Origin of the sequence: Clostridium sp. AM49-4BH (assembly GCF_003478335.1) — a bacterium.
GTDB lineage: Bacteria > Bacillota > Clostridia > Lachnospirales > Lachnospiraceae > Butyribacter.
In genome coordinates this window covers 41,725-66,191 of record NZ_QUFB01000012.1, presented here as the reverse complement: position 1 = coordinate 66,191, position 24,467 = coordinate 41,725, and the positions used below count along the sequence as shown (strand labels likewise).

The window sequence follows — 24,467 nt, the reverse complement described above, 5'->3', positions numbered from 1 at the left end:
TGAAAGGGACTTTGCGCTCGTCGTTACTTATGTCTCGTACTTCAGAGACATTAAGTAACGTGACGTAGCGCATCGTAGCGAAAGCGTCCCGTCCAAAAATGGATGATACTTTGCTAGACCGGGACATCTCAGACATTCCTTCAGGCATGTATTCATCAGAGACTTAACAAAATAAGAAATCACGTAAAAACTAATTGCGGCAAGGCAAGTGCTATAGTTTCCTGATGGCAGAATCCACTAGGTAGTGGCTGCAAAATATGATATGGCTATCGACATAATAAGCAATATGTGGCCAGGCGGCAACCTTCAATGTGCGAAGGTTGAGTGTATGATTATTATAACAGAGGAAGAATGGAGAAACAACTAATGAAGCAATGGGTAACAACGCGCTGCAGGGCTGATCTTTCAAAGGTTGCAGCAAGATATAATATATCGGAGACTTTTGCCGAGGTTCTTGTAAAACGAGGACTGTATGATTGGGCATCGATGGACGGATATTTGTTTGATGATATGGTATCGATTCCTAAGGCGTCAGAAATGCTTGGACTGTGTGAAGCGGCTGATCTTATAGAACAGAAGTTGTCACAGGGTAAAAAAATGCATATTGTCGGAGATTATGACGTAGATGGCGTGATGTCCACATACATATTATGTCATGGATTGCGCAGTTTAGGGGGAGATGTCAGCTTTCGGCTTCCACATCGCCAAAAAGATGGTTATGGGATCCGCGATTATATGGTCACTGAGGCGAAAGAGCAGGGAGTTGATACGATCATCACCTGCGACAACGGAATCTCGGCAGGACAGCCGATCCAAACAGCCAAAGAACTTGGGATGACGGTTGTATTGACGGATCATCACGAAGTGCCGATGAAAGACGGCGAAGAGCTGCTGCCATCGGCAGATGTTATCGTTGATCCAAAACAGAGCGTAGACAATTACCCATATCCGCAATTGTGCGGGGCAGGCATTGCCTATAAATTGATTTATGAATTATACCACAGAGCCGGTAAAAAAGGATGTGACCGTGAACTGCTTCCTTTTGCGGCGATGGCAACGGTGTGTGATGTTGTTCCGCTTTATGGCGAAAATCGCAGCATTGTTCGAAGGGGGCTGGCGGGGATTCATCAGACGGGCAATATAGGCCTAAATGCACTGATAAAACATTTGGATTTTCACAAAGAGATTCGAGCAATGGATCTGGGATTTCGGATCGGCCCATGCATCAATGCTCCGGGGCGGTTACGAGATGCAACAGAGAGTTTGGAACTTTTTATGGAGACAGATGCGGAATGCGCAGCACAAAGAGCGGCAAGAATCGTAGAGACAAATGAAGAGCGCAAGGAGAGAACGCGCTCAATGACAAAACAGGCGGCAGAAGAAGTGCAGAAGCAGCCATTGCCGCCGGTGCTGGTTGTATATTTGCAGGAATGTCATGAAAGTGTTGCAGGAATCGTAGCCGGAAATCTTCGAGAACAATTTTACCGACCGGTGTATGTTATTACAGATTCGGGTGATCACCTGAAAGGGTCTGGCAGATCCATTCCGGGATATCATATGCAGCAAGAGCTGCAGGCATGTCAGAAATATTTGACGGAGTTTGGTGGTCATGCAGCCGCAGCGGGTTTTTCACTTCGCAGAGAGCAGTTGGAGGGGCTTAAGTCTGCTTTGTTAGCACATTGCAGCTTGACACAGGAGCAATTGATCGAAAAGGTGACATATGACAGAGAGGTCGCTTTAGCGGAAATGGATACGACACTTGTTACGCAGCTTTCTTGGATGGAACCGACCGGAGAGCAAAATGCGCCTGCAGTGTTTGCAAAACGTGATGCACAGATTGCCCAGATCCGAATGTGTGGAGCGGATATGCATATTGCACAGGTGCGTTTTGTGGAAAATGGAAAAATATATCAGGCAGTGGATTTTAGCGGGGAAGAATGCATTGGAAATGCGGTGCGTGATCGTTATGGTGAACAGGTGTGGGAAAGGTTAAAGCAGGGAGAGCGGGGAGAATATACGGTTGATATTTTGTTCTCTGTCAGTATCAATGAACGATATGGTTCGCTGCAATTGCAACTTATTGACTGCCAATAAAATATGCGATAAACTATATAACGAAGCTTGATTTTTCATAGGGGGATCATGGCTGAATATCGGAATATGTTACGATGAAACATGGAGGATAGATATGGCAAATGTATCATTAGATAAAGACCTTTTTTATCAATATATGATCAATAATAATTCAACCAGTACAATGTTGAACGCATTGTCCGGTAATACTAATACCGGAGTACAGTCGGCTAATGATCTGTCGAGTGTATTAGGTGCTTTGCAGAATTCGGCATCTTTTGGTACAGGAAGTATTTCGGATGTGAGCACGCTGTTGAGCGGATTGGAAGGTATCAGCACGACAGGAACCGGCAATTCGTTTTCTGATATATTGCAGTCCTATTTGCAGCCTACATCGGATTCGGCACAGACGACAGATAGTGTGCAGTATATTAATGGTGTGGAGTCTTCTGACAATATGCAGGCAGAACAGCAGACAAAGACTTCCGGTACGAGTGTTTCGGCAGCACAGCAGGCATACGCTGACAGTATACAGTATGATTTCGACCAGATCGAAGAACAGTCAGATCAAATGGTGGAACAGGCGCTGGGAGAAATTATTTATTGATAGGTAACTTCCCATACCGGAAGTTACTGTTCGAACCACATATTGCTTATTATGTCAATGGTTTAATCATATTTTGCAGCTACTATATAGTGAGTCCTGCCATCAACAAACTATAGCAATTGCTTTGCCACAATTAGTTTTCACAGTGATTTCTAAATTTTGTTGTCTCTGATGGTTGATTTACATGCCTTTCGGAAACTCGAAGTCCCGGAAGCAAGGTAATCATCATTTTTGAAAGGGACTTTGCGCTCGTCGTTACTTATGTCTCGTATCTCAGAGACATTAAGTAACGTAACGTAGCGCATCGTAGCGAAAGCGTCCCGTCCAAAAATTGATGATACCTTGCTAGACCGGGACATCTCAGACAATCCTTCAGGCATGTAATCATCAGAGACTTAACAAAATAAGAAATCACGTAAAAACTCTGCGTTCTGCAGCAATTGTCTTAGTTTGTTGATGGCAGGATAATTTACTTTATCGGCTGCAAAATAGCTATTATTCTACTGACATAATAAGCAATATGTGGTTGTGTGAGATGATGAGGTATGGGAAGTTTGAATTACTCAGATTACAAAAAGTTCATATGTGTATATTGATAATGAAAATAAATACGATAAGCTATGGTAAAGGCAATTCGAAGCAGTACATAAACGATAAAGAGTGCACCGGCAAAATAATGCCACAACAGTCCGGTCTGCGATTGGTTAAGCTGCCATTGCCATGCGATCAAAAATAACAAAAGGAAGGAACTGCTCCAACGTTCTGCGGTGAAACGGATCGTGTTAAAACGGTATTGTCTCATCAGAGAGGACAATTGTGTGAGTGGTTCTTTCTTTTTTTGTTCCGGAGCTGCAAAGGTGATCATGAGCGGCAGTATTAGACCGGTTAATGTAAATAATATGCCGGCAGGGTATAAGGTGTTAATGCTGCACAAAGACAATAAGACTGTCAAAAAACGGCTGCTGCGTAATCCTTTATAGCGGCTTAGTATTACGATTTCCTGCTTTACAGAGTGATCGGTATAAGACATAGGAACCCCCTTTTTAGGTGTGTATTGTATCAAAATATTATAGAAGAAGCGAGAAAGAAAGTCAAAATGCACTACAATATTACGAAATTCTTACAATTTAGATACAAATGTGATAATTTCGAGAAGAAACACAAAAATTGCTTTTCTATTTTCAAAAAATAGTATATAATACATGCGAGTATGTTTAATTAGTAAAACTATGGAAAAAATAGAAAATAACAGAAGCGAAAGGAGAACAGTCATGGTTGGTAGCGATATTGGTATTGACTTAGGTACAGCGAATGTACTTGTATATATAAAGGGAAAGGGTGTCGTTCTGCGCGAGCCGTCCGTTGTGGCGTTCGACAGAGATACCAATAAGATTAAGGCAATTGGTGAGGATGCTCGTTTGATGTTAGGACGTACGCCGGGTAATATTGTAGCTGTTCGTCCATTGCGTCAGGGTGTTATTTCAGACTATACAGTAACAGAGAAGATGCTTCGTTACTTTATTCAGAAGTCCTGTGGTAAGTCTCGTTTCCGCAAACCTCGTATCAGTGTTTGTGTTCCAAGTGGTGTTACCGAGGTTGAGAAGAAAGCAGTAGAAGATGCAACATATGAGGCTGGAGCAAGAGAAGTTGCAATCATTGAGGAACCGATTGCAGCGGCTATCGGAGCAGGTATCGATATTTCACGTCCATGTGGTAACATGATCGTTGATATCGGAGGTGGTACTTCTGATATTGCTGTTATCTCCCTTGGCGGTACGGTTGTAAGTACTTCCATCAAGGTGGCTGGAGATGACTTTGATGATGCAATTGTCCGTTACATGCGTAAGACACATAACTTATTGATCGGTGAGCGTACAGCGGAAGAGATCAAAGTAAAGATCGGATCTGCATACAAACGTCCGGAGGTTGTATCGATGGATGTACGCGGCCGTAACTTGGTGACCGGACTTCCAAAGACGATCACTGTAACATCAGATGAAACATTAGATGCTCTGAAAGAGATCACGTCACAGATTGTAGAAGCAGTACACACGGTATTGGAGAAGACTCCGCCTGAGCTTGCAGCAGACGTTGCGGACAGAGGTATTGTTTTGACCGGTGGCGGAAGTTTGTTATATGGTTTGGAAGAGCTCATTGAGGAGAAAACAGGAATCAACACTATGACAGCCGAGGATCCAATGACAGCAGTTGCAGTGGGAACCGGTAAGTTTGTAGAATTTTTAGCAGGAAAACGTGACGACGAGTAAAGAAATTGATCGATTGTGACGATATATATTTTACAGAGCGGACGAAGAGCACTCTTCGTCCGTTTATAATACATAGGTTAGTCTGGAAGGAGGACGACGAATGGTCAGAGGATTGTACACAGCATATACCGGTATGCGGAATGAACAGCGCAGATTGGATATTATATCGAATAACTTGGCAAATTCGGCGACCATCGGTTACAAGGAAGAAAATGTCACCAGCCGTTCTTTTAAGGACATGATGGCAGTAAAGATCCGAGATGGTTCTGTAGGATATGTTGATCAGAATATCGGAACGATGAATCTCGGCGTAAAGATTGGCGAGACCTACATGGATTGGAGTCAGGGGAATCTTCGAGAGACGGGGAATACCTATGATCTTGCGATACAGGGAGATGGATTTTTTACAATTCGTGTCACAGACAAACAGGGTAAAGATGAGATGATGTATACCCGTTGCAGTACCTTTAAGTGTACGCAGGACGGTTACATAGTAGATGCAGATGGCAATCATTTGCAGGGCAATGGTGGAGATATTCAGGTGTCCACGGATGCTCATGAGATCGCGATCAAGGAGGATGGCTCGATCTATGCGGACGGTCAGTATGTCGATACGATCGCATTGGCTAACTTTGCAGATTATAACTATCTTGACTTATACGGAGATAACAAGTTTAGGGCAGTGGCAGGAGCAACGCAGATAGATGCAAAAGCTCAGATCGAACAGGGATATACGGAGCAGTCTAATGTCAATGTAATATCGGAGATGGTATCAATGATCAATATTACACGTGCATATGAAGCGGGACAGAAGATGATCCAGACACAGGATTCTCTGCTTCAGAAGTCTGCAAATGAAATTGGTAAAGTATAATTATTAGGAAAGAGTTACACTGGGATGTTTGTTGGTTAATATATATGAAAATTGACTGATGAATATAAGCAGTGTGGCAGATTGGAGCGTCTATCATGATGAGATCACTTTGGACTGCTGCTTCCGGTATGAAAGCACAGCAGACCGCAATGGACAATCTTTCAAACAATCTGGCAAATATTAATACGACCGGATACAAGAAAGAAAGACTAGAGTTTCAGTCTTTGTTGTATCAGACGATACAAAAAAAGACGACAGACAATGAGGGAAATCCAAAACCGATCGGAGCACAGGTTGGACTTGGTGTTAAGGTAGCTGCGATCAGCACCGAATTTGAGCAGGGAGAACTTACACATACAGAAGGCGATTTTGACTTCGCAATCCAGGGAAACGGATTTTTTATGATCCAAATGCCGGATGGCTCTACGGCATACACAAGAAACGGTCATTTTACAATGGCTGTAAATGGTACCGGTTATCAGTTGTCAACAGCAGAAGGTTATGCGGTTTTGGATTCTGAAGGTAATCCGATTACATTTGATGGTACGACAGATGTTACTAAATTATCGTTTGACAATTATGGACGCATCATGTTACGTGGAGCGGACAACAACCCGCATTTGACCGGGGTTACTATTGGAGCAGCTCAGTTTAATAACCCTGCCGGTCTTAATAAGATCGGGGATAGTTATTTTCAGGCAACAGCGGCCTCTGGTGATGCCCGTATCGAGGGGCAGGACACAGCGTTGAGTAGAAGTGTTATTAAGAATAAATATTTAGAAGCATCCAGTGTGCAGGCGGTTGATGAGATGGTGGATATGATCGTTACTCAAAGAGCGTATGAGATGAACTCGAAGGCGATCACTGCATCGGATGAAATGTTGCAGCAGGCAAATAATCTGAGATCATAACGTTTCAGATGTAATAATATAGACGAGGATGCCGGTTTTTAAGAGCAATGCGAGGCTTTTGAAACGGTTGTTTTTGGAATTACCATGAAATGCTTTAGAAGATTGCTTCTGAGAGAATGCGAAGTTTTTGAAAAGATTCTTTCGAAAAGAGGATGAGAGATCTTTTGAAAGATTTCTTCATGGGATGATGTGAGGTGTTAACAATGAGTTCTGTATATGATATTTCATCTATGTATGACAGCTATAAGCAGTCAGTGCAGTCTGCGACCGGCTCGAAGGCGCAAAGCGCATTGAATGCAGTAAATAGTGATTCGACAGATGAAGAGTTGATGGATGCCTGCAAAGGATTTGAAACCTATTTTGTACAAAAGATCATTGAACAGGCGCGCAAAATGGTAAAAAGCGAAGAAGATGACGGTGAATATATGCAGTATTTTGGGGATACTTTGAACCAAAGCTACGCGGAGGCGATTACAGAAAGTGGTCAGGTTGGTCTTGCTAAGCAGCTATATGACTCAATGAAGCGTAACTGATCGTATATGTGATCTGTCTAAATAGAGACAATGGGGCCACTGTGTTTACAGTGGCTTTTTCAAATGGATAGGAACTGATCATTTTATTGTGAAGGGTGGCGCATAGCAAGATGCTGGTATTGTTATGCTTGGCACTGTAGGAAACTTGACGAGGAGGTTATAGTGAGCGAGCAGATTGAATGGGAAGGATATGTTGAGCGTATTACTTTTCGAAATGAAGAAAATGGATATACCGTATTATTTTTGGTAGATGCAGAGGAAGAAGAGGAAGTGTGCTGTGTAGGACAGTTTTCTTATGTTGCCGAGGGGCTGTATTTGAAAGTGACCGGCAGAGAAGTGATACATAAAAATTATGGTCCGCAGATACAGGTGGATTCGTACGAAGAAAAACAACCAAAAGACTCAGTTGCTGTTGAGAGATATTTGGGATCAGGTGCGATAAAAGGTGTTGGACCTGCACTGGCAGCACGTATTGTGAAGCGGTTTGGAGAGGACACATTTACAATTATTGAACGTGAGCCGGAACGATTGGCAGAGGTCAAAGGCATCAGTGAGAAAATGGCGATACGCATAGCAGAACAGGTTAACGATAAGCGGCAGATGCGCCAGGCAATGCTTTTCCTGCAGGATTACGGTATTAGCATGAAAATGGCTGTTAAGATATATAAATATTATGGGGATGAAATGTATGAGATCCTGAAACGCAATCCTTATCGATTGGCGGAAGATATTCAGGGAATTGGCTTTAAGATTGCCGATGAGATTGCGCGCCAGGCTGGATTTGCTTCTGATTCGGAGTTTCGGATCAATGCAGGTATTCTGTATGCTTTGCAGCAATCCGGAACACAGGGACATTGTTATTTGCCGGAGTCTTGGCTGATCAGAGAGGCATCAGAGCTTCTATTGGTCGATGAGGGGGTCGTTTCCGATGCCTTAGAGGGGATGATGTTGAATAAAGAATTAAAGGTCTGTGAACAGGATCAAGAGCGCTGTATTTATTTGAGTACGCTGTATTATATGGAACTTAATTGTGCACGCATGCTGTTAGATCTTAATATTTCCTACGAGCTATCTGAGAAAGAACTTGCTAAAATGGTGCGAAAGGTTGAAAAGGGGCAGGAGATAGAGTTAGATGAACTACAGAAAACAGCGGTGTATCAGGCTGTTCAAAATGGTGTAACCATTATAACCGGTGGGCCGGGTACCGGTAAAACGACGACGATCAATACTATTTTACAGGTATTTGAACAGGAAGGGTTGGATATTTTGCTGGCGGCGCCAACCGGACGTGCCGCAAAAAGAATGTCTGAAACGACTGGATGGGAGGCGCAGACAATACATCGGCTGCTCGAGATCAATGGTGGCGTGAGTGAAGGGGATACGCAGGGAACAATGCATTTTGAGCGTAATGAGAAACAGCCGTTGGAAGCGGATGTTGTGATCATAGATGAGTTTTCTATGGTCGATATCTATTTGATGAATGCGCTTCTTCGTGCTATTGTTCCGGGAACGCGTCTCATCATAGTTGGCGATGTGAATCAGCTGCCATCGGTAGGACCGGGTAATGTTTTAAAAGATATGATCCAGGCGGAATTTTGTTCTGTTGTGCGGCTGCATCGGATCTTTCGACAGGCTGCAGAAAGTCAGATCGTTATGAATGCGCATCGGATCAACAGCGGCGAAGAAATCTCGCTAGAGAATGCATCGCCGGATTTTATGCATCTGGAACGAAAAGACAGTGCTTCCGTGATCAATGTGGTCGTGCAGCTTATCATGCAGAAACTTCCTCCGCATGTAGATGCTTCTCCCTATGATATTCAGGTACTTACGCCGACTAGAAAGGGAGAGTTAGGTGTGGAACATTTGAATCAGGTGCTGCAGCAATATATGAATCCGGCAGATGCAGGCAAGGTGGAGCGAGAATTTCATGGGGTGTTATTCCGTGAGAAAGATAAAGTGATGCAGATCAAGAATGATTATCAGATACGCTGGACAAAGAAAACGTCCTTGGGCGATGTATATGAAGAAGGGACCGGTGTGTTTAATGGGGATACCGGAATCATTCGGGAGATCATACCGGTAGCGGAGCAGGTGGTCGTTGAATTTGAAGAGGGAAAAATGGTGGAATATGAGTATAGCCAGATGGATGAAATGGAACTGGCTTATGCAATTACGATCCATAAATCCCAAGGCAGCGAGTATCCGGCTATTGTGCTTCCGGTGCTTGGTGGTCCAAAAATGCTGTTGGGACGCAACTTGCTATACACTGCGGTGACGAGAGCAAAGAAATGTGTAACGACAGTGGGAAGCAGCAGAGTTATACAGGGGATGATCCACAATGTGAATGAGCAGAAACGTTTTTCAAGTTTATGCCAGCGCATTAAAGAAATGGAGGAAGAAGACGCTGAACTTAATCATTGATAGTCTATTGCAGATCGTGTTTCCAACGAGGTGTCCGGGGTGCGACAAGGTGTTGGCGGTTGGTGAACGGGGGTTTTGCGGCGGATGTACAGAGCAGCTTCATTTTTTGCAGGAGCCTTTGTGCCCCTATTGTGGAAAACCGATCGATCGGGATCAGATGTGCTGCGCAGATTGTAGAGCACATCCACATAGCTTTACAGCGGGGGGAGCAGTACTTTTGTATACAGGGCAAATGCAGGAGTCAATGGCGAGATTTAAGCAGGGAGGCCGAGCAGAATACGGCAAAGTATATGGAAGGTTATTATGGGATGCCAAGAGAGAATGGCTGCAGCGTATCCGAGAACCGGTGCTCGTTCCGGTGCCGGTCCATAGCAAAAGATATCGGAAACGCGGTTACAATCAGGCAGAAGAGATAGCAAAAGAAATGGCGAGATTATCCGGTCTGCCAATGCGATCGGATCTGTTAGTGCGGGTGAAACATACGGCACCACAGAAAGAACTGTCGAAACGGGAGAGAAGCCGTAATTTACAGGGGGCGTTTCGTTGCAGAGCAGACTATAGAAAGTTGTGTTTACAAGGAAAATGTGCTATAATAATTGATGATATTTATACGACAGGAAGTACGGTAGAAGCTTGCTCGCAGACACTTTTGCAGGCAGGGTTCGATAAAGTATATTTTTTATGTGTGTGTATAGGAAAAGGTGTGTAGAGGAGGCATAACATGGACGTTAGAAATTGCAAAATGTGTGGTCATTTATTTAACTATACAAATTCACCGCTTTGCCCTCAATGCAATAAGAAGTTAGAGGAACGCTTTCAGGATGTGAAAGAATACATTCGCGAGAATCCGGGGGCAGGCATGGCAACGGTAGCAGAAGATACAGGAGTACCGGTACAGCAGTTGAAAAAATGGGTTCGTGAGGAGCGTTTGGCCTTTACCAAGGGTTCCGGAATCACGATAGAATGTGAGAAATGCGGTAGACCGATATTGACCGGAAGATACTGTAAGGAATGCAAGAACGCATTATCCAACTCGTTTTCCGGTTTATATCAGACGAGCAAACCGGCTGAAAAGAAGGCGAGAGATGCATCTGCAAAGATGAGATTCTTGGGTGAATAGTACAGCCATGAGTTGAGAGGGGGTCGTACTATGGAAATGGATATGGTGAGCAAGGCCTTTGAGCAGGCGTTCGTTTCTGTGAGTCAAAAATTGTTGGGGCTGCAATTACAGAGACGGAAACAGGACAACGGAATATTCCTGCAGCAGCCCGTACGGCAGATCATGATCTGTACGAGTGGCTATCTTCGTATGGAAATTATTTGTGATATGCCGGAGTCAATGGTATTACAGATCGTTTCAAAAATGTATGGTGGTGGTTTGCCGCCGGATGAACAGATTCCATTGTATATCAAAGAATATATTAATATTGTTTGTGGACATGGTGTATCCAGTTTGAATAATACATTAAAAAAAGTTTCGCGCTTATCAGTGCCGTTTTATCAAAGTGAGATTCGGCATGAAGATGTTATGAAGGAACAGATGGACGTTATATTTGACACAGAGATTGGGACGATGCAGGTTGAGCTGCATTATTCCGGTGTTGAATGAGGCCAGAATATGCTTATTGCGGAAAATGTGCAGAAAGGGGATCGAAATGGATAAAATTACAATAATGGTGGTAGATGATTCACCGTTCGCTTCTAAACAGATACAGGATGTAGTAGAAGAAAATGGATATGAAGTGGTAGCCTATGCAGCTAATGGAGAGGATGGCATCAAGCTTTATGATGAGATGCATCCGGATATTGTTATCATGGATATTATTATGCCGGGCTTGGATGGATTAGAAACGGCGCAGATTTTGATGAAGAAACATCCGGATGTAAAGATCATGATGTTAAGTTCGTTGTGTGATGCAAGTACATTAGAAGAGGTTCGGGGAATTGGATTAAAATATTTGATTCCGAAGCCATGGGAAGATGATGTGCTGTTAGCAACGCTAGAGATGTTAAGTCGATAAGTAAAGTATAAGACCATAGATGAAAAAGTAATCTATGGTCTTTTTACTTTGCTGCATGGGTGCACTTTGATCAAACATTACACGACTGGCATATGACTCGTTTACTTTGCTATTTTGCATTAGGATAGATCTTTCGCATTGTTTCGTCCGGGTAGTAATGATCCATTACCTCTTCCCAATGTGCTTTTGGTTTTGGAGAATGTTCCCTGGTATCGTATCGGATCAGAGCAAGCATGCTTACTATAATATTGCAGATCATAAACACAGCAACGACAGTTGTCAATAGATATTTGGATCTATGCAATATCCGTTCGATCACATGGTGCAGGATGGGATACAGATTTTTGAACCAGATGACAGCGGCAAATCCCCAGAAAAAGCAGTATAACAGGTTGATGCGGCCGCCAAGATTAAACGGAATGTGACTGTAATCCCAAAAAACTTTTCCAAAAACAATTTCAGTAAATACACTGCAGCTATATTCATAAGCACCACCTAATAGCGTCCCAAGTATGAAAAGATGCCGGTCGGACTTGCCTTTACTCTTAAACAGAAGAGTGGTCACTAAAGCGATGGCAAGCCCCCATACAATGCTGAAGGGACCCCATACCACGCTGCTGCGACTCATCCAGACACCGACAGTCAGACGACAGAATATGGTTTCTACAATATCTCCTAAGAAAGCCCCTAATATGAACAGCCAGATAAATTCAGAAAATGGCAGTTTGGTAGCAGATGTCGAAATGACTTTATCCGTTGCAGTGGCCGGATAGGCTTTTTGGATACGACGCCGTATGTGTGCGGTAAGTGTCCTTCCGAAAGATGTCTTAAATAAAAAAAGTTCCCGATTCAGTCGGATCAGAGTGGGCGATTTATGCTCTAAATGTAGTATAGTCAGGACAGAAGCCGTTATATCCATGCAGCAGATGGCGGTTAACGTCCATAAAATAATATAGGTAACAAAGGTGGGGATAAATTGCCATAACCATAGGATCAGAGTATTGCCCCACTGGATCGCGATATATCCAAGTATACCCCACAGTATTGAATATTGCAGACAGATGTATCCGTCCAGATTCCAACGCTTCTTAGAATAATCCCACCATTTTTTGTGTCGAACCTGTTCTAAAAGACGGCCGGTCATCCATTCGATAAAGGTGGAAATGATCGCAGATCCCAAAAACAGAAAGAAAGGGGCAGATCGAAGCTCGTATAGAAATGTGCTGAGTACAATTCCGGAAAAGCCATAGATCAGACAAAAAGGACCGGATAGAAATCCACGATTACGGTAACATTTGTGTTTTACACTGGCAACGCTTGTTTCAATGCCCCACCCCAAAAAGGAGTAGCAAAAAAACAGAATTGCCAAATTTGTTAAGTTATAGTGCATGAATACCTCCTGCTGTAAAATGATCAATCAATATTTAATGACGCTCACTGTGTCGAAATTACAGTTATGAGACGTCATGTCAAGCGTATGTACATTATAATATAGCTGTAATGTGGGTGCAATGAGAAAAATGTTTGATTATCCAAATTGTTTCAAGAAACAAAATGTTTGGTTTTATTTATCAGAAGAAAACATATTTATATTCATGAGACGTAGTTTTATATACTTAATAAAATTATGCACATTGCACAAAAAGAAAGGGGACATATTGTTAAAAATACTGCTAATCTACAGTTGACGAAATGGGTGAAAATGGAATATACTCTTTGTGGCGTTAAAAAAGTTTGATTTACAAAATAAAAAGGGAAGAAAATGGAAAAAGAAAAATATATGATCGGTCAAGAGCTGATCGAGATATTCGAAAAGGTTTTGAAGACAGAAAATATTTCGGTCGCGCGTAAGACGGGATGCGATTTATCTATGACAGAGATACATACAGTGGCTGCCATTGGCAAAAATACACTGTACCGTATGAGTGACATTGCAGGAATACTGCACATAACGGTGGGGACGCTGACTGTCATGGTTAATAATTTAGTGAAGAAGGGGTATGTGGAGCGCTATAAAAGTGAGCAGGATCGTCGTGTTGTGAAGATCGGTCTGACCAGAAAGGGGCGTATAATATACGATGCGCATGCAGCGTTTCATGAAGATTTGGTCAATGCGCTGCTCAAAGGGATAGAAAGTAAAGAGGAGCAACAGACAGTACGTTGTGCCTTGAGCAATTTGTGGGATTTTATAGATAAGCAGAATAATTAACAGGATTGCTGCATGAGAGAACATGGAGGAAATAATGATAAGAACAAGAATAATGGCAACAGGTGCTTGTGTACCGGAGCAGATTATAACAAATGATGATCTGGCAAAGGTTGTTGACACCAGTGATGAATGGATATCACAGAGAACCGGGATCAGAGAGAGAAGGATCTCGGCAGGGGAGAACACTTCAGCTTTGGCAATAGGAACGGCAAAACAGGTGATCGAGCGTGCAGAAATCTCACCGGAAGATGTGGATCTGATCATTGTTGCATCAGTCACTCCGGATTACGGAACACCATCTCTTGCCTGCATGGTGCAAAAAGAACTTGGTATGGTGAACGCGGTTGCATTTGACGTTGTGGCTGCGTGCAGTGGTTTTATGTTTGCACTTAGTATTGCGGATAAATATATTAAAACAGGAGTGTACCGCAACGCTGTTGTGATCGGGGCGGAGACGCTATCAAAAATCGTTAACTGGGAAGACAGAACGACTTGTGTATTGTTTGGAGATGGTGCCGGTGGTGCTTATGTGGAAGCATCCGAAGAGGGTGGCATTATCGCAGAAGAACTTGGCAGCAAAGGGGAACTTTGTGATATACTGACAGAGGGGCATACGGCGTGTGACAATGCATTTAATGATGAGTCTGGCGACCATGATCCGAAGTACTATATTTATATGGATGGACGTGCAGTATTTAAGTTTGCGACCAAAAAGGTTGTAGAGAGTACTCGAAATGTGTTAGCTAAAGCTGACGTAGATATGGAAGATATCGCTTATGTCATACCACACCAGGCAAATGCCAGAATTATTGACGTTGTTGCTCATAAGTTGAAGATGGATGACAGCAAATTTTATAAGAACATGGAGCATTATGGAAATACTTCATCGGCAAGTGTACCTATGGCGCTGAATGAACTCAACGAAAAAGGGCTTATCCAACGGGGGGACAAAATTATTTTGAACGGATTCGGCGGTGGAATGACTTGGGGCACAATGCTGGTAGAATGGTAGAAGCATATAACTGCGCAAGCAGTATATATAAAATAAAATATAGGAGGAAATCACTATGGTATTTGAGAAAATCAGAGAAATCATTGCAGAGCAGACAGGAAAGGATGTTGAGGAAATCACATTAGAGACTAATGTAAAAGAAGACCTTGACGCAGATTCTTTGGATTTATTCCAGATCATCAATGACATCGAAGATGAGTTTGATGTATCTGTAGAGGATCCTGAGTCTATCGTAACTGTTCAGGATGCGGTTGATTTTGTAGAGAAGAACCAGAAATAAGAAGCAGAGTAATTCGGCTTTGCCGGCGCCGAGACTTTCGGTGCCGACAGATCCGGCTTTGCAACTATGGAGGAAGACATGAAAACAGTATTTATGTTTAGTGGCCAGGGCGCACAGTATGCTGGCATGGGCAAGGATTTGTATAAAAACTATCCGGTGGCAAAAGAAATTTTTGACCGGGCAGATAATGTACTTGGTTATTCCATTAAGGATATTTGTTTTGAAGATGAACAGAAATTAGGCGAGACAGAGTTTGCGCAGCCTGCCATCCTGACAATGAGTATTGCAGCGATGAAGGTGTTGGAAGAAGAGGGAGTTCGTGCAGATATGACAGCAGGTTTGAGCCTGGGTGAATATTCTGCGTATGTTGCCAGTGAAGCAATGGACTTCGAAGAGGCGGTTGCACTGGTACAAAAAAGAGGAAAGTTCATGGCAGAAGCAGTTCCTTCAGGAGAGGGAGCGATGTATGCTATTATTGGATTAGATACAGCATTAGTAGAAGAAGCTTGTGCAGAAGCAACTGCAGAGGGCGATGGCTTAGCGGTTCCGGCTAATTACAATGCACCGGGTCAGATCGTGATCGCCGGACATGCGCAGGCAGCGAAGAGAGCTGCAGCATTGGCGAAAGAGAAAGGCGCAAAACTTACAGTGCCTCTGAAAGTCAGTGGTCCGTTCCATACGGAATTACTTCAGCCGGCAGCAGAAAAGCTTGGTCCGGAATTGGACAAGATGCACATTTCACCGATGAAAATGCCGGTCTATACAAACGTAGATGCTTCGAAAGTGGCTTCTGAACAGGATATTATCCCTATTTTGAAAAAACAGATCGTTAGTCCGGTTCGCTGGGAACAGATCATCCGTAATATGGCGGCAGAGGGTGCAGATACTTTTATCGAGCTGGGACCGGGCAAAACTTTGAATGGTTTTGTGAAACGTACTTTGAAAGGCGTTGTAAATGTGAATGTTGAGGATAGCATATCCTTGCAGAAAACCATGAATAAACTTCATGACAGTGTGTGAATCACACAGAAAGGTATGGTAAACATGTTACAGGGAAAGACAGCAGTAGTTACAGGAGCAGCGAAAGGTATTGGAAAAGCAATTGCACTTGCATTTGCGAAGGAAGGCTGCAATATTGTATTGAATTATCACAGCAGCTTAGATGATGAAACGGTACAGGAGATTGAAGCATGCGGAGTGACTTGTATGCCGGTTCAAGGCGATGTGAGTGACTTTGCCTTTGCGGCAGATATGATGAAAAAAGTCAAAAAGGAGCTTGGTTCTGTGGACATACTGGTCAACAATGCCGGTATTACAAAAGATATGTTATTAATGCGTATGACAGAAGAACAGTTTGATAGTGTTATTCAGACAAACTTGAAAGGTACGTTTAATATGATCCGACATGCCAGCAGTATCATGTTGAAGCAACGAAGTGGAGCTATCATCAACATGTCTTCCGTTGTCGGAGTTATGGGTAATGTTGGACAGGCTAACTATGCGGCATCGAAAGCCGGAATTATCGGACTGACGAAGTCAACTGCGAAAGAGTTGGCTGCACGTGGCGTGACATGCAATGCAATCGCACCGGGATTCGTGGAGACGGATATGACGGCTGCACTTTCAGAAGATCTGCAGAAGCAGATGCTGGAAACAATTCCACTTAAACGTTACGGTCAGGTGGATGATATTGCGCAAGCAGCAGTATTTTTGGCAAAGAATACGTACATTACCGGTCAGGTACTCAATGTTGATGGCGGAATGTGCATGTAACCTATAGTGATCAAGACTTGGAAAGGTATGATTTAGAGATGGATAGAAGAGTAGTAGTAACAGGTATGGGAGCGGTCACCCCGCTTGGATGTACGGTAGATACATTTTGGGAAGGATTAAAAAATGGCAAATGTGGCATTGATCTGATTCAGAAGTTCGATACGACGGATTTTAAGGTTAAGGTTGGTGCTGAAGTAAAAGACTTTGATCCGGAACTGTATATGAGTAAGAAGGATGTAAAGAGAAATGACCCATATGCTGTGTATGCACTGGCTGCAGCTGTTCAGGCATTTGATGATAGCGGATTAGATATGGAGAAAGAGGATGCGGCTAAGGTCGGTGTGATCGTAGGTTCCGGTATTGGCGGCCTGATGACAATGCAGGAGCAGGTGATTCGTTTGCACGAAAAAGGACCTTCTCGTGTGTCTCCTTTGTTTATTCCGATGACGATCAGTAATATGGCGGCTGGTAATATTGCGATCCGTTTGGGAGCTAAGGGAGTATGTGAAAATATTGTCACTGCGTGCGCAACAGGAACAAATTGCATTGGCACTGCATTTAGGGATATTAAGCATGGCTATCTGGATGCTTGTATTGCCGGCGGTGCTGAGGCGTCGATCAGTGAGATCGGTGTGGCCGGATTTACGAACTTGACAGCACTTTCTACGACGGAAGATCCAAAAGATGCCTGTAAACCGTTTGACAAAGACCGAAATGGTTTTGTCATGGGAGACGGATCCGGAATACTCATTTTGGAAGAACTGGAACATGCTAAAGCAAGAGGAGCTAAGATTTACGGTGAAATAGTAGGTTATGGCGCTACAGGAGATGCCTATCATATGACAGCACCTTGTCCGGATGGCGATGGAGCTGCGAGAGCGATAAGATTAGCAATGGATGAGGCAGGGATTACGCCGGAGCAGGTGGATTATATTAATGCACATGGAACAAGTACCCATGCTAATGATGCCGGAGAAACGGCAGCGATCAAGCTGGCATTGGGGGATGCGGCAGCAAAAGTTGCGGTCAGCTCTACCAAATCTATGACAGGACATTTGCTTGGTGCAGCAGGTGCTATCGAGGCAATTGCTTGTGTGAAAGCATTGGAGGAAGGATTCCTGCCGCCGACGATCAATTATCATACACCGGATGAAGAATGTGATCTGGATTATATTCCAAATGAGGGAAGAGTAGTACCAGAGGCACAGTATGCATTGTCTAATTCTTTGGGATTTGGCGGACACAATGGAGTTCTCTGCTTTAAGAAGTGGGATGAGTAGTGTGCAGACAGTGACAACAGATGGTTAAGAAAGGTATGGTAACACAATGCAGTATGATCAGATCAAAGAGTTGATTCAGATATTTGAACACTCAGATTTAAATAATATGGAAGTAACTTTAGGAAATGCCTCCGTAAAATTAGGACGCGGTATGGCAAATGCAGTCGAGGAAAGTCCGGAAGCACAGATGGTACAGACAGCAGTAAAAGTTGAGAATCCTGTCACAGATGCAGCACCGACTACAGTCGAAACCGAGAAGACCGAGCCTGCAGCCGGAGATAAGATCGTGACAGCTCCGATCGTAGGTACGTTTTATCGAGCAAGCGCACCGGATCAACCACCTTTTGTGAAGGTGGGGGATACGATTGCAAAAGGCGATGTCGTATGTATCATAGAGGCTATGAAATTTATGAATGAAGTCATAAGCGAAGTGGATGGAACAATCACAGAAATTTTAGTGGAAGATGCACAGTTCGTTGAGTTTGGACAGGAATTATTCCGTGTGAAATAGCAATACCAATATCGGGCGATGGTCTGTTGTTAAGCAGACGTTGTGTATCGGAATCTGAAAGATATACCTGTGGATAAAAGGGGAAGACACTTGTTGAGTCCGCAGGTTTAGAAAGGAATGTAAATTAATATGGGTATGGATATCAAAGAAATTATGAGTATCATCCCACATCGTCAGCCGTTTTTGCTGATCGATCGGGTTGAAGAAATCGTGGAAGGCGAAAAAGTTATTGCAACCAAAAATGTTTCCTATAATGAACCATTTTTTGCAGGACATTTTCCGCAGGAACCGGTGATGCCGGGTGTGTTGATCGTGGAAGCAATGGCGCAGGCCGGAGCGGTAGCTATTTTGTCTATGGATGAATTTAAGGGTAAGACGGCATATTTTGGCGGCATTAAAAATGCAAAGTTCAAAAAGAAAGTTGTACCTGGAGATGTACTTCGTTTGGAAGTTTCCATTGAAAAATTAAAACGTAATGCCGGAATAGGTGTTGGAACTGCATATGTTGGTGACAAGGTTGCTGCACAGGCAGAAATTATTTTTATGATTGGCTGATAGTTTGACAGAGAGAATGGATCAAAACTCGGATAATAGATCGTAGAAATGTTGAGTGATTGGAGGAGCAGATGTTTGATAAGATATTGATCGCAAACAGAGGAGAGATTGCGGTGCGGATAATTCGTGCCTGTCGGGAAATGGGCATCAAAACAGTTGCTGTTTTTTCGGAGCCTGACAGGGAGGCATTGCATACGCAGCTTGCAGATGAAGCAGTATGTATCGGTTCTGCCAAGGCGGCAGACAGTTATATAAACATGCCAAATATCATTACGGCTGCTGTAGAGACTAAGGCGCAGGCAATTCATCCGGGATTTGGTTTTCTGTCAGAGAACAGTACATTTGCGGCAATGTGCGAAGAATGTAATATTAAGTTTATAGGTCCGGCACCATCGGTTATTGATGCATTGGGCAATAAATCCAATGCAAGAGAAATGATGATCCGTGCCGGCGTACCGGTTATTCCGGGAAGCGATGGTGTTGTTGCTGACAGAGAGCAGGCGCACGAGGTGGCAGGAAAGCTGGGATATCCGGTTATGGTCAAGGCATCTGCCGGCGGTGGCGGCAAGGGAATCCGCATCGTGCGTACTGAAGATGAACTGGATCAGGCATTTGAGGCAGCACAAAGCGAGACGAAAGCAGCTTTTGGTGACGATCAGATGTATATGGAAAAAGTGATCGAACATGCCAGACATATTGAAGTACAGGTGCTTGGCGATCATTTTGGTAATGTGATCCATTTGGGAGAGAGAGACTGTTCATTGCAGCGCAAAAATCAAAAAGTATTAGAAGAAGCACCGTCTCCGGTATTGTCCGAAGAGACCAGAGAAAAGATGTGTAAATCTGCGGTCCTTGCTGCAAAGGCGGCAGGATACGAAAGTGCAGGAACAATTGAATTTTTGTATGATCATTCCGGACAGTATTACTTTATGGAGATGAATACCAGAATTCAGGTGGAACATCCGATCACGGAGATGATCACGGGAGTTGATATTGTGAAAGAACAGATCCGCGTGGCAGCCGGGGAGAAGTTATCATATGAACAATCGGATATTCATATTACAGGGCATGCTATAGAATGTCGAATCAATGCGGAGAATCCGGATCGAGGATTTGCACCATGCCCGGGGCTTGTCGACTATCTGATGCTGCCAAGCGGTGGCTTAGGTATTCGTGTGGATACGGCAATTTATGAAGGATATGAAATCCCACCGTTTTATGATTCTATGATTGCAAAGGTGATCGCCCATGGCAGGGATCGAGAGGAAGCGATCGCTAAAATGAATCGGGCCCTGTATGAGTTTATTATCAATGGCATTGATACGAATATTGAATTTCAGAGCCGCATCTTAAATAACCCGGATTATTTGGCAGGACAGTTTGATACTTCGTTTTTGGAAGATAATTTATTGCAGCAGTAGTGTAATGCATGGAGGAGCAGGATGAATTTATTTGGAAAGAAAAATTATATTTCTCTGGAAAAGCCGGAGACACGCAGACCGGAAAGACGGATGAAGTCCAAAGAACCGTCAATTCCGGATGGAATGTGGATCAAGTGTAATTCCTGTAAAAATATTATATACAAAAAAGAAGTGACAAAATATAAACTTTGCCCGAATTGCGAAGCACATTTTCGAATGAGTCCAAAGGAACGTATTGCGATCACCTGCGACGAGGGGACCTTTGAAGAATTTGATGCTGCGATGCATCCTAAAAATCCGATGGGATATCCGGATTATGATAAGGTGATCGAGAAAGCACAAAAAAAGGCACAGATCACCGAGGGAGTTGTTACAGGACGTTGTCAGATAGAAGGACACGACACAGTTATTGCCATTATGGACAGCCATTTTATGATGGGAAGTATGGGGTCTGTGGTTGGTGAAAAGGTAACTAGAGCAGTGGAATACGCGACAGCACACGAACTGCCGATTATTATTTTTACGACGTCCGGTGGCGCCAGAATGCAGGAGGGGATCATCTCTCTGATGCAGATGGCAAAAGTATCGGAAGCGTTGGGACGGCATGATGCAGCGGGATTACTATATGTCACAGTACTGACAGATCCGACAACTGGTGGCGTGACGGCAAGCTTTGCAATGTTAGGAGACATTATATTGGCTGAACCGAAAGCTTTGATCGGATTTGCCGGACAGCGTGTGATCCAAGGGACGATCCATCAGAAATTGCCGGAGGGATTTCAGAGGGCAGAATTTCAACTTAAAAATGGTTTTGTGGACCGCATTGTTCATCGCGAAAAAATGCGGGAAGAGTTGGGAAGGATCTTAAAACTTCATAGTCGAAAATAATGGAGGTAGGCAGCATGAGCAGCAATACGGTAAGTGATACAATGAAAACAGTATCCATAGCTAGAAATATAAAGCGTCCAACGGCAAGAGAATTTATTGATCAATTATTTGATGAATTTATGGAATTTCATGGGGATCGTTATTATGCTGATGATGGAGCGATCGTTGGAGGCATTGCATCTTTTCGGGGAGAACCGGTTACGGTGATCGGTATTCAGAAAGGGCATACTCTCGAGGAGAACGTTGCCTGTAATTTTGGTCAGCCAAATCCGGAAGGATACCGCAAAGCACTTCGATTAATGAAACAGGCAGAAAAGTTTCATCGTCCGGTCATCACGTTGATCAACACGGCGGGTGCATACTGCGGTATTGGTGCAGAAGAACGTGGACAGGGTGAGGCGATCGCGCGGAATCTTATGGAAATGTCGCGTCTTAAAACGCCGATCATCAGTATCTTTGTGGGAGAAGGCGGTAGCGGCGGTGCACTTGCACTTGCAGTTGGAGATACGGTGTGGATGCTGGAGCATGGTATGTATTCGGTGTTATCACCGGAGGCTTTGCCAGTATATTATGGAGAGATCCTTCCAGAGTCGATGAAGCTGCAGAGCTAATGCGCATGACAGCAGATCATTTGCTGCAAAACAACGTGATAGATCGCAAATTTACAGAGTCGCCAAATGGCATCGAAAAGGATCTGCCTTACACGACAGACCAGATTGCCAAGGCGTTGGCAGAGACGTTGCCTAAATTGCAATCTACACCTGTAGAAGAGCTGTTGGAAAAACGTTATCAGCGATTCCGCCAATATGGGGAATTTGAACAATAATAATGCAAACAATAAAACCGTCCGGACATATCAAAATGATATGGACCGGGCGGCTTTTTGTATATCTTGGTGTGTCAATATATAGGTTTTATAATTGCAATAGTATTCTGTATGGCTTAGGAAAGCATACGTATACCGTTTGATTCAATCTTAATCCTGCCGGTTTTTTGGAGATGGCCAATGGCTCGCTTAAATGCATTTTTGCTCATATGAAATTCACGCTTGATGACTTCAGGATCACTTTTGTCGTGATAAGGAAGGAATCCGCCTGCCGTTTCCAGACAATCGTAGATCACTTCCGCATCCTCATTCATTTGCTCAGGAATCTTTTTGCGGACACTTAACGTCAGTCTGCCATCTTCTAACACCTGTGCAACGCGTGCATATACCGGTTGATTGATGCGGTAGGTCTCAAAGACTTCTTTGTGTGGTAACAGAGCAGAGTACATATCATCTATGGCGATAAATACGCCAAAATTCTCGCTGATCTCATAGACGCGTCCAAATACTTCGTCGTCTTTTTGATAAGAAGAATCGCTGCGCAGTGATTCATAAACTTTCATAGAAGCACAGAGACGGTCGCTTTTATCAATATATAGGGTGACTAATACGGCATCGCCCTCTTTGACCGGATACAATTGCTCCTTAAAAGGAAGAAACAGATCTTTACTCAGTCCCCATTCCAAAAAAGCACCGATCGGAGTTACTTCTTTTACATAGAGTCTTGCAACACCGCCTAAGGTAATATCCGGCTCTAAGGTTGTTGCAATTGGTCTGTCTTCGGAATCTTTATACACAAATACATTTAGTACATCTTTAAGCTGTGTGCCTTGTGGTACATGGGCTTTTGGAAGAAGGATCTTGTCCTGCTCAGCTCCTGTCGGGGTATTGAGGAACACACCAAAGTCGGTCTGCTTGACAACGATCAATTCTTGAAATTTTCCAAGTTCTATTTTACTGGTCATAATTATCCTCCATGAATTTAATACTTTCAGTATACTGTTATCTGCAAAAAAATGCTAGTACAATTCATTAAATAGTGTTACCATGTAAAAAAATGATAATTGGAGGTTTTTATTATGGCAAATGTAATTAGTACAGATAAGGCACCTGCGGCAATTGGACCGTATTCTCAGGCAATCGAGGTCAATGGTATGATCTACACATCCGGCATGATCCCGATCGATCCTTCAACAGGGGAGTTAGTTACCGGTAGTGTGGAAGCACAGGCAGAGCAGGCAATATCTAATTTGGAAGCTCTGTTAGCAGCATCCGGATCTTCTATAGAGAAGGCTGTTAAGACGGTTGTGTTTATCAGCAACATGGATGACTTTGGAAAGATCAATGAAGTATATGCGAAACATTTCAAAGAGCCATATCCGGCACGCTCCTGTGTTCAGGTTGCCAGATTGCCAAAGGACGTAGCAATCGAGATCGAGGCTGTTGCCGTTAAAAACTAACAAAACGAGCTTCCCATACCGGAAGTTATTGCTCGAACCACATATTGCTTATTATGTCGATGTTTTTATCATATTTTGCAGCCACCATACAGTGAAATCTGCCATCAAGAAACTATAGCAATTGCCTTGTTGCAATTAGTTTTTACTGTGATTTCTAAATTTTGTTGTCTCTGATGATTGATTTACATGCCTTTCGGCAACTCGAAGTCCCGGAAGCAAGGTATTCATCATTTTTGAAAGGGACTTTGCGCTCGTCGTTACTTATGTCTCGTATTTCAGAGACATTAAGTAACGTAACGTAGCGCATCGTAGCGAAAGCGTCCCGTCCAAAAATGGATGATACCTTGCTAAACCGGGACATCTCAGACATACCTTCAGGCATGTATTCATCAGAGACTTAACAAAATAAGAAATCACAAAAAAACTTTGCATACTGCAGCAATTGTCTTAGTTTTTGATGGCAGAATAATTTGCTTTATCGGCTGCAAAATAGTTATTGTTTTAGTGACATAATAAGCAATATGTGGTTGTGGGAGATTTGGGGT

The 24,467-nt window shown here is 43.3% G+C and carries 25 protein-coding genes and 1 pseudogene; 23 read left to right on the top strand and 3 right to left on the bottom strand.

Annotated features, from left to right (window positions below; genetic code table 11):
• Window positions 1-366 precede the first annotated feature (366 nt).
• Complete coding sequence (recJ, locus tag DW981_RS05330) at window positions 367-2,094, top strand: single-stranded-DNA-specific exonuclease RecJ (RefSeq protein WP_182434145.1); 1,728 nt, start codon at window positions 367-369, stop codon at window positions 2,092-2,094.
• Between the two features lie 94 nt (window positions 2,095-2,188).
• A complete protein-coding gene (locus DW981_RS05325; RefSeq protein WP_118507019.1) occupies window positions 2,189-2,680 on the top strand; it encodes a hypothetical protein in 492 nt (163 codons plus the stop codon).
• Between the two features lie 568 nt (window positions 2,681-3,248).
• Here the strand turns inward: DW981_RS05325 and DW981_RS05315 are convergent.
• A complete protein-coding gene (locus tag DW981_RS05315; protein WP_118507017.1) occupies window positions 3,249-3,710 on the bottom strand; it encodes a hypothetical protein in 462 nt (153 codons plus the stop codon).
• Window positions 3,711-3,951: 241 nt separating this feature from the next.
• Between DW981_RS05315 and DW981_RS05310 the strand changes: the two genes are divergently transcribed.
• From DW981_RS05310 to DW981_RS05275, 9 genes are all read left to right on the top strand, one after another.
• On the top strand, window positions 3,952-4,947 hold the full coding sequence (locus DW981_RS05310; RefSeq protein WP_022024230.1) for a rod shape-determining protein: 996 nt from the start codon (window positions 3,952-3,954) through the stop codon (window positions 4,945-4,947).
• Window positions 4,948-5,047: 100 nt separating this feature from the next.
• Window positions 5,048-5,821: a flagellar basal-body rod protein FlgF gene (flgF, locus tag DW981_RS05305; RefSeq protein WP_022024229.1), complete on the top strand. Its 774-nt coding sequence runs from the start codon at window positions 5,048-5,050 to the stop codon at window positions 5,819-5,821.
• 95 nt (window positions 5,822-5,916) lie between these two features.
• The gene (flgG, locus tag DW981_RS05300; protein ID WP_022024228.1) at window positions 5,917-6,732 is read left to right on the top strand and encodes a flagellar basal-body rod protein FlgG; all 816 of its coding nucleotides are present in this window, start codon (window positions 5,917-5,919) and stop codon (window positions 6,730-6,732) included.
• A gap of 203 nt (window positions 6,733-6,935) precedes the next feature.
• Entirely contained in the window at window positions 6,936-7,265 is a 330-nt protein-coding gene (locus tag DW981_RS05295; protein WP_022024227.1) for a rod-binding protein, read from the top strand.
• A 162-nt stretch (window positions 7,266-7,427) separates the two neighbouring features.
• Window positions 7,428-9,686, top strand: a complete 2,259-nt coding sequence (locus tag DW981_RS05290; RefSeq protein ID WP_118507016.1) for an ATP-dependent RecD-like DNA helicase — start codon at window positions 7,428-7,430, stop codon at window positions 9,684-9,686.
• Window positions 9,610-10,395 carry a ComF family protein gene (locus DW981_RS15025; protein WP_182434143.1) on the top strand — a complete coding sequence of 262 codons (786 nt, stop codon included), beginning with the start codon at window positions 9,610-9,612 and terminating at the stop codon, window positions 10,393-10,395. The genes DW981_RS05290 and DW981_RS15025 overlap by 77 nt, the downstream gene beginning before the upstream one ends.
• A gap of 12 nt (window positions 10,396-10,407) precedes the next feature.
• Entirely contained in the window at window positions 10,408-10,806 is a 399-nt protein-coding gene (locus DW981_RS05285) for a hypothetical protein (RefSeq protein ID WP_022024224.1), read from the top strand.
• Between the two features lie 30 nt (window positions 10,807-10,836).
• Complete coding sequence (locus DW981_RS05280; RefSeq protein ID WP_022024223.1) at window positions 10,837-11,295, top strand: hypothetical protein; 459 nt, start codon at window positions 10,837-10,839, stop codon at window positions 11,293-11,295.
• Between the two features lie 46 nt (window positions 11,296-11,341).
• Window positions 11,342-11,707: a response regulator gene (locus tag DW981_RS05275; protein WP_022024222.1), complete on the top strand. Its 366-nt coding sequence runs from the start codon at window positions 11,342-11,344 to the stop codon at window positions 11,705-11,707.
• A 109-nt stretch (window positions 11,708-11,816) separates the two neighbouring features.
• Here DW981_RS05275 and DW981_RS05270 read toward each other — a convergent pair whose 3' ends face one another.
• Window positions 11,817-13,097, bottom strand: a complete 1,281-nt coding sequence (locus DW981_RS05270) for a putative ABC transporter permease (RefSeq protein ID WP_118507014.1) — start codon at window positions 13,095-13,097, stop codon at window positions 11,817-11,819.
• Window positions 13,098-13,469: 372 nt separating this feature from the next.
• On the opposite strand from DW981_RS05270, the gene DW981_RS05265 reads away from it, so the two are divergent.
• From DW981_RS05265 to DW981_RS05215, 11 genes and pseudogenes are all read left to right on the top strand, one after another.
• Window positions 13,470-13,916, top strand: a complete 447-nt coding sequence (locus DW981_RS05265; protein ID WP_022024220.1) for a MarR family transcriptional regulator — start codon at window positions 13,470-13,472, stop codon at window positions 13,914-13,916.
• Between the two features lie 34 nt (window positions 13,917-13,950).
• The gene (locus DW981_RS05260) at window positions 13,951-14,928 is read left to right on the top strand and encodes a beta-ketoacyl-ACP synthase III (protein WP_022024219.1); all 978 of its coding nucleotides are present in this window, start codon (window positions 13,951-13,953) and stop codon (window positions 14,926-14,928) included.
• A 55-nt stretch (window positions 14,929-14,983) separates the two neighbouring features.
• A complete protein-coding gene (locus DW981_RS05255) occupies window positions 14,984-15,208 on the top strand; it encodes an acyl carrier protein (protein WP_022024218.1) in 225 nt (74 codons plus the stop codon).
• A gap of 78 nt (window positions 15,209-15,286) precedes the next feature.
• On the top strand, window positions 15,287-16,228 hold the full coding sequence (gene fabD / locus DW981_RS05250) for an ACP S-malonyltransferase (protein WP_022024217.1): 942 nt from the start codon (window positions 15,287-15,289) through the stop codon (window positions 16,226-16,228).
• A 24-nt stretch (window positions 16,229-16,252) separates the two neighbouring features.
• On the top strand, window positions 16,253-16,981 hold the full coding sequence (gene fabG / locus DW981_RS05245) for a 3-oxoacyl-[acyl-carrier-protein] reductase (RefSeq protein ID WP_118507013.1): 729 nt from the start codon (window positions 16,253-16,255) through the stop codon (window positions 16,979-16,981).
• Between the two features lie 38 nt (window positions 16,982-17,019).
• Complete coding sequence (gene fabF, locus DW981_RS05240) at window positions 17,020-18,261, top strand: beta-ketoacyl-ACP synthase II (RefSeq protein ID WP_118507012.1); 1,242 nt, start codon at window positions 17,020-17,022, stop codon at window positions 18,259-18,261.
• Between the two features lie 46 nt (window positions 18,262-18,307).
• The gene (gene accB / locus DW981_RS05235; protein ID WP_118507011.1) at window positions 18,308-18,772 is read left to right on the top strand and encodes an acetyl-CoA carboxylase biotin carboxyl carrier protein; all 465 of its coding nucleotides are present in this window, start codon (window positions 18,308-18,310) and stop codon (window positions 18,770-18,772) included.
• 135 nt (window positions 18,773-18,907) lie between these two features.
• Window positions 18,908-19,327: a 3-hydroxyacyl-ACP dehydratase FabZ gene (fabZ, locus tag DW981_RS05230; protein ID WP_118507023.1), complete on the top strand. Its 420-nt coding sequence runs from the start codon at window positions 18,908-18,910 to the stop codon at window positions 19,325-19,327.
• Window positions 19,328-19,398: 71 nt separating this feature from the next.
• A complete protein-coding gene (locus DW981_RS05225; protein ID WP_118507010.1) occupies window positions 19,399-20,748 on the top strand; it encodes an acetyl-CoA carboxylase biotin carboxylase subunit in 1,350 nt (449 codons plus the stop codon).
• Window positions 20,749-20,769: 21 nt separating this feature from the next.
• Complete coding sequence (accD, locus tag DW981_RS05220) at window positions 20,770-21,636, top strand: acetyl-CoA carboxylase, carboxyltransferase subunit beta (RefSeq protein ID WP_022024211.1); 867 nt, start codon at window positions 20,770-20,772, stop codon at window positions 21,634-21,636.
• A gap of 14 nt (window positions 21,637-21,650) precedes the next feature.
• Window positions 21,651-22,462, top strand: a pseudogene (locus tag DW981_RS05215) (acetyl-CoA carboxylase carboxyltransferase subunit alpha).
• Between the two features lie 116 nt (window positions 22,463-22,578).
• Here the strand turns inward: DW981_RS05215 and DW981_RS05210 are convergent.
• Complete coding sequence (locus DW981_RS05210; protein ID WP_118507009.1) at window positions 22,579-23,427, bottom strand: S1-like domain-containing RNA-binding protein; 849 nt, start codon at window positions 23,425-23,427, stop codon at window positions 22,579-22,581.
• 114 nt (window positions 23,428-23,541) lie between these two features.
• On the opposite strand from DW981_RS05210, the gene DW981_RS05205 reads away from it, so the two are divergent.
• Window positions 23,542-23,922 carry a RidA family protein gene (locus DW981_RS05205; RefSeq protein ID WP_022024208.1) on the top strand — a complete coding sequence of 127 codons (381 nt, stop codon included), beginning with the start codon at window positions 23,542-23,544 and terminating at the stop codon, window positions 23,920-23,922.
• Window positions 23,923-24,467 lie beyond the last annotated feature (545 nt).

Excerpts from the sequence above, each read along its gene's own strand:
- recJ (WP_182434145.1), top strand. The coding sequence starts at position 367 with ATGAAGCAATGGGTAACAACGCGCTGCAGGGCTGATCTTTCAAAGGTT.
- DW981_RS05325 (WP_118507019.1), top strand. The coding sequence starts at position 2,189 with ATGGCAAATGTATCATTAGATAAAGACCTTTTTTATCAATATATGATC.
- DW981_RS05315 (WP_118507017.1), bottom strand. The coding sequence starts at position 3,710 with ATGTCTTATACCGATCACTCTGTAAAGCAGGAAATCGTAATACTAAGC.
- DW981_RS05310 (WP_022024230.1), top strand. The coding sequence starts at position 3,952 with ATGGTTGGTAGCGATATTGGTATTGACTTAGGTACAGCGAATGTACTT.
- flgF (WP_022024229.1), top strand. The coding sequence starts at position 5,048 with ATGGTCAGAGGATTGTACACAGCATATACCGGTATGCGGAATGAACAG.
- flgG (WP_022024228.1), top strand. The coding sequence starts at position 5,917 with ATGATGAGATCACTTTGGACTGCTGCTTCCGGTATGAAAGCACAGCAG.
- DW981_RS05295 (WP_022024227.1), top strand. The coding sequence starts at position 6,936 with ATGAGTTCTGTATATGATATTTCATCTATGTATGACAGCTATAAGCAG.
- DW981_RS15025 (WP_182434143.1), top strand. The coding sequence starts at position 9,610 with ATGAGCAGAAACGTTTTTCAAGTTTATGCCAGCGCATTAAAGAAATGG.
- DW981_RS05285 (WP_022024224.1), top strand. The coding sequence starts at position 10,408 with ATGGACGTTAGAAATTGCAAAATGTGTGGTCATTTATTTAACTATACA.
- DW981_RS05280 (WP_022024223.1), top strand. The coding sequence starts at position 10,837 with ATGGAAATGGATATGGTGAGCAAGGCCTTTGAGCAGGCGTTCGTTTCT.
- DW981_RS05275 (WP_022024222.1), top strand. The coding sequence starts at position 11,342 with ATGGATAAAATTACAATAATGGTGGTAGATGATTCACCGTTCGCTTCT.
- DW981_RS05270 (WP_118507014.1), bottom strand. The coding sequence starts at position 13,097 with ATGCACTATAACTTAACAAATTTGGCAATTCTGTTTTTTTGCTACTCC.
- DW981_RS05265 (WP_022024220.1), top strand. The coding sequence starts at position 13,470 with ATGGAAAAAGAAAAATATATGATCGGTCAAGAGCTGATCGAGATATTC.
- DW981_RS05260 (WP_022024219.1), top strand. The coding sequence starts at position 13,951 with ATGATAAGAACAAGAATAATGGCAACAGGTGCTTGTGTACCGGAGCAG.
- DW981_RS05255 (WP_022024218.1), top strand. The coding sequence starts at position 14,984 with ATGGTATTTGAGAAAATCAGAGAAATCATTGCAGAGCAGACAGGAAAG.
- fabD (WP_022024217.1), top strand. The coding sequence starts at position 15,287 with ATGAAAACAGTATTTATGTTTAGTGGCCAGGGCGCACAGTATGCTGGC.
- fabG (WP_118507013.1), top strand. The coding sequence starts at position 16,253 with ATGTTACAGGGAAAGACAGCAGTAGTTACAGGAGCAGCGAAAGGTATT.
- fabF (WP_118507012.1), top strand. The coding sequence starts at position 17,020 with ATGGATAGAAGAGTAGTAGTAACAGGTATGGGAGCGGTCACCCCGCTT.
- accB (WP_118507011.1), top strand. The coding sequence starts at position 18,308 with ATGCAGTATGATCAGATCAAAGAGTTGATTCAGATATTTGAACACTCA.
- fabZ (WP_118507023.1), top strand. The coding sequence starts at position 18,908 with ATGGATATCAAAGAAATTATGAGTATCATCCCACATCGTCAGCCGTTT.
- DW981_RS05225 (WP_118507010.1), top strand. The coding sequence starts at position 19,399 with ATGTTTGATAAGATATTGATCGCAAACAGAGGAGAGATTGCGGTGCGG.
- accD (WP_022024211.1), top strand. The coding sequence starts at position 20,770 with ATGAATTTATTTGGAAAGAAAAATTATATTTCTCTGGAAAAGCCGGAG.
- DW981_RS05210 (WP_118507009.1), bottom strand. The coding sequence starts at position 23,427 with ATGACCAGTAAAATAGAACTTGGAAAATTTCAAGAATTGATCGTTGTC.
- DW981_RS05205 (WP_022024208.1), top strand. The coding sequence starts at position 23,542 with ATGGCAAATGTAATTAGTACAGATAAGGCACCTGCGGCAATTGGACCG.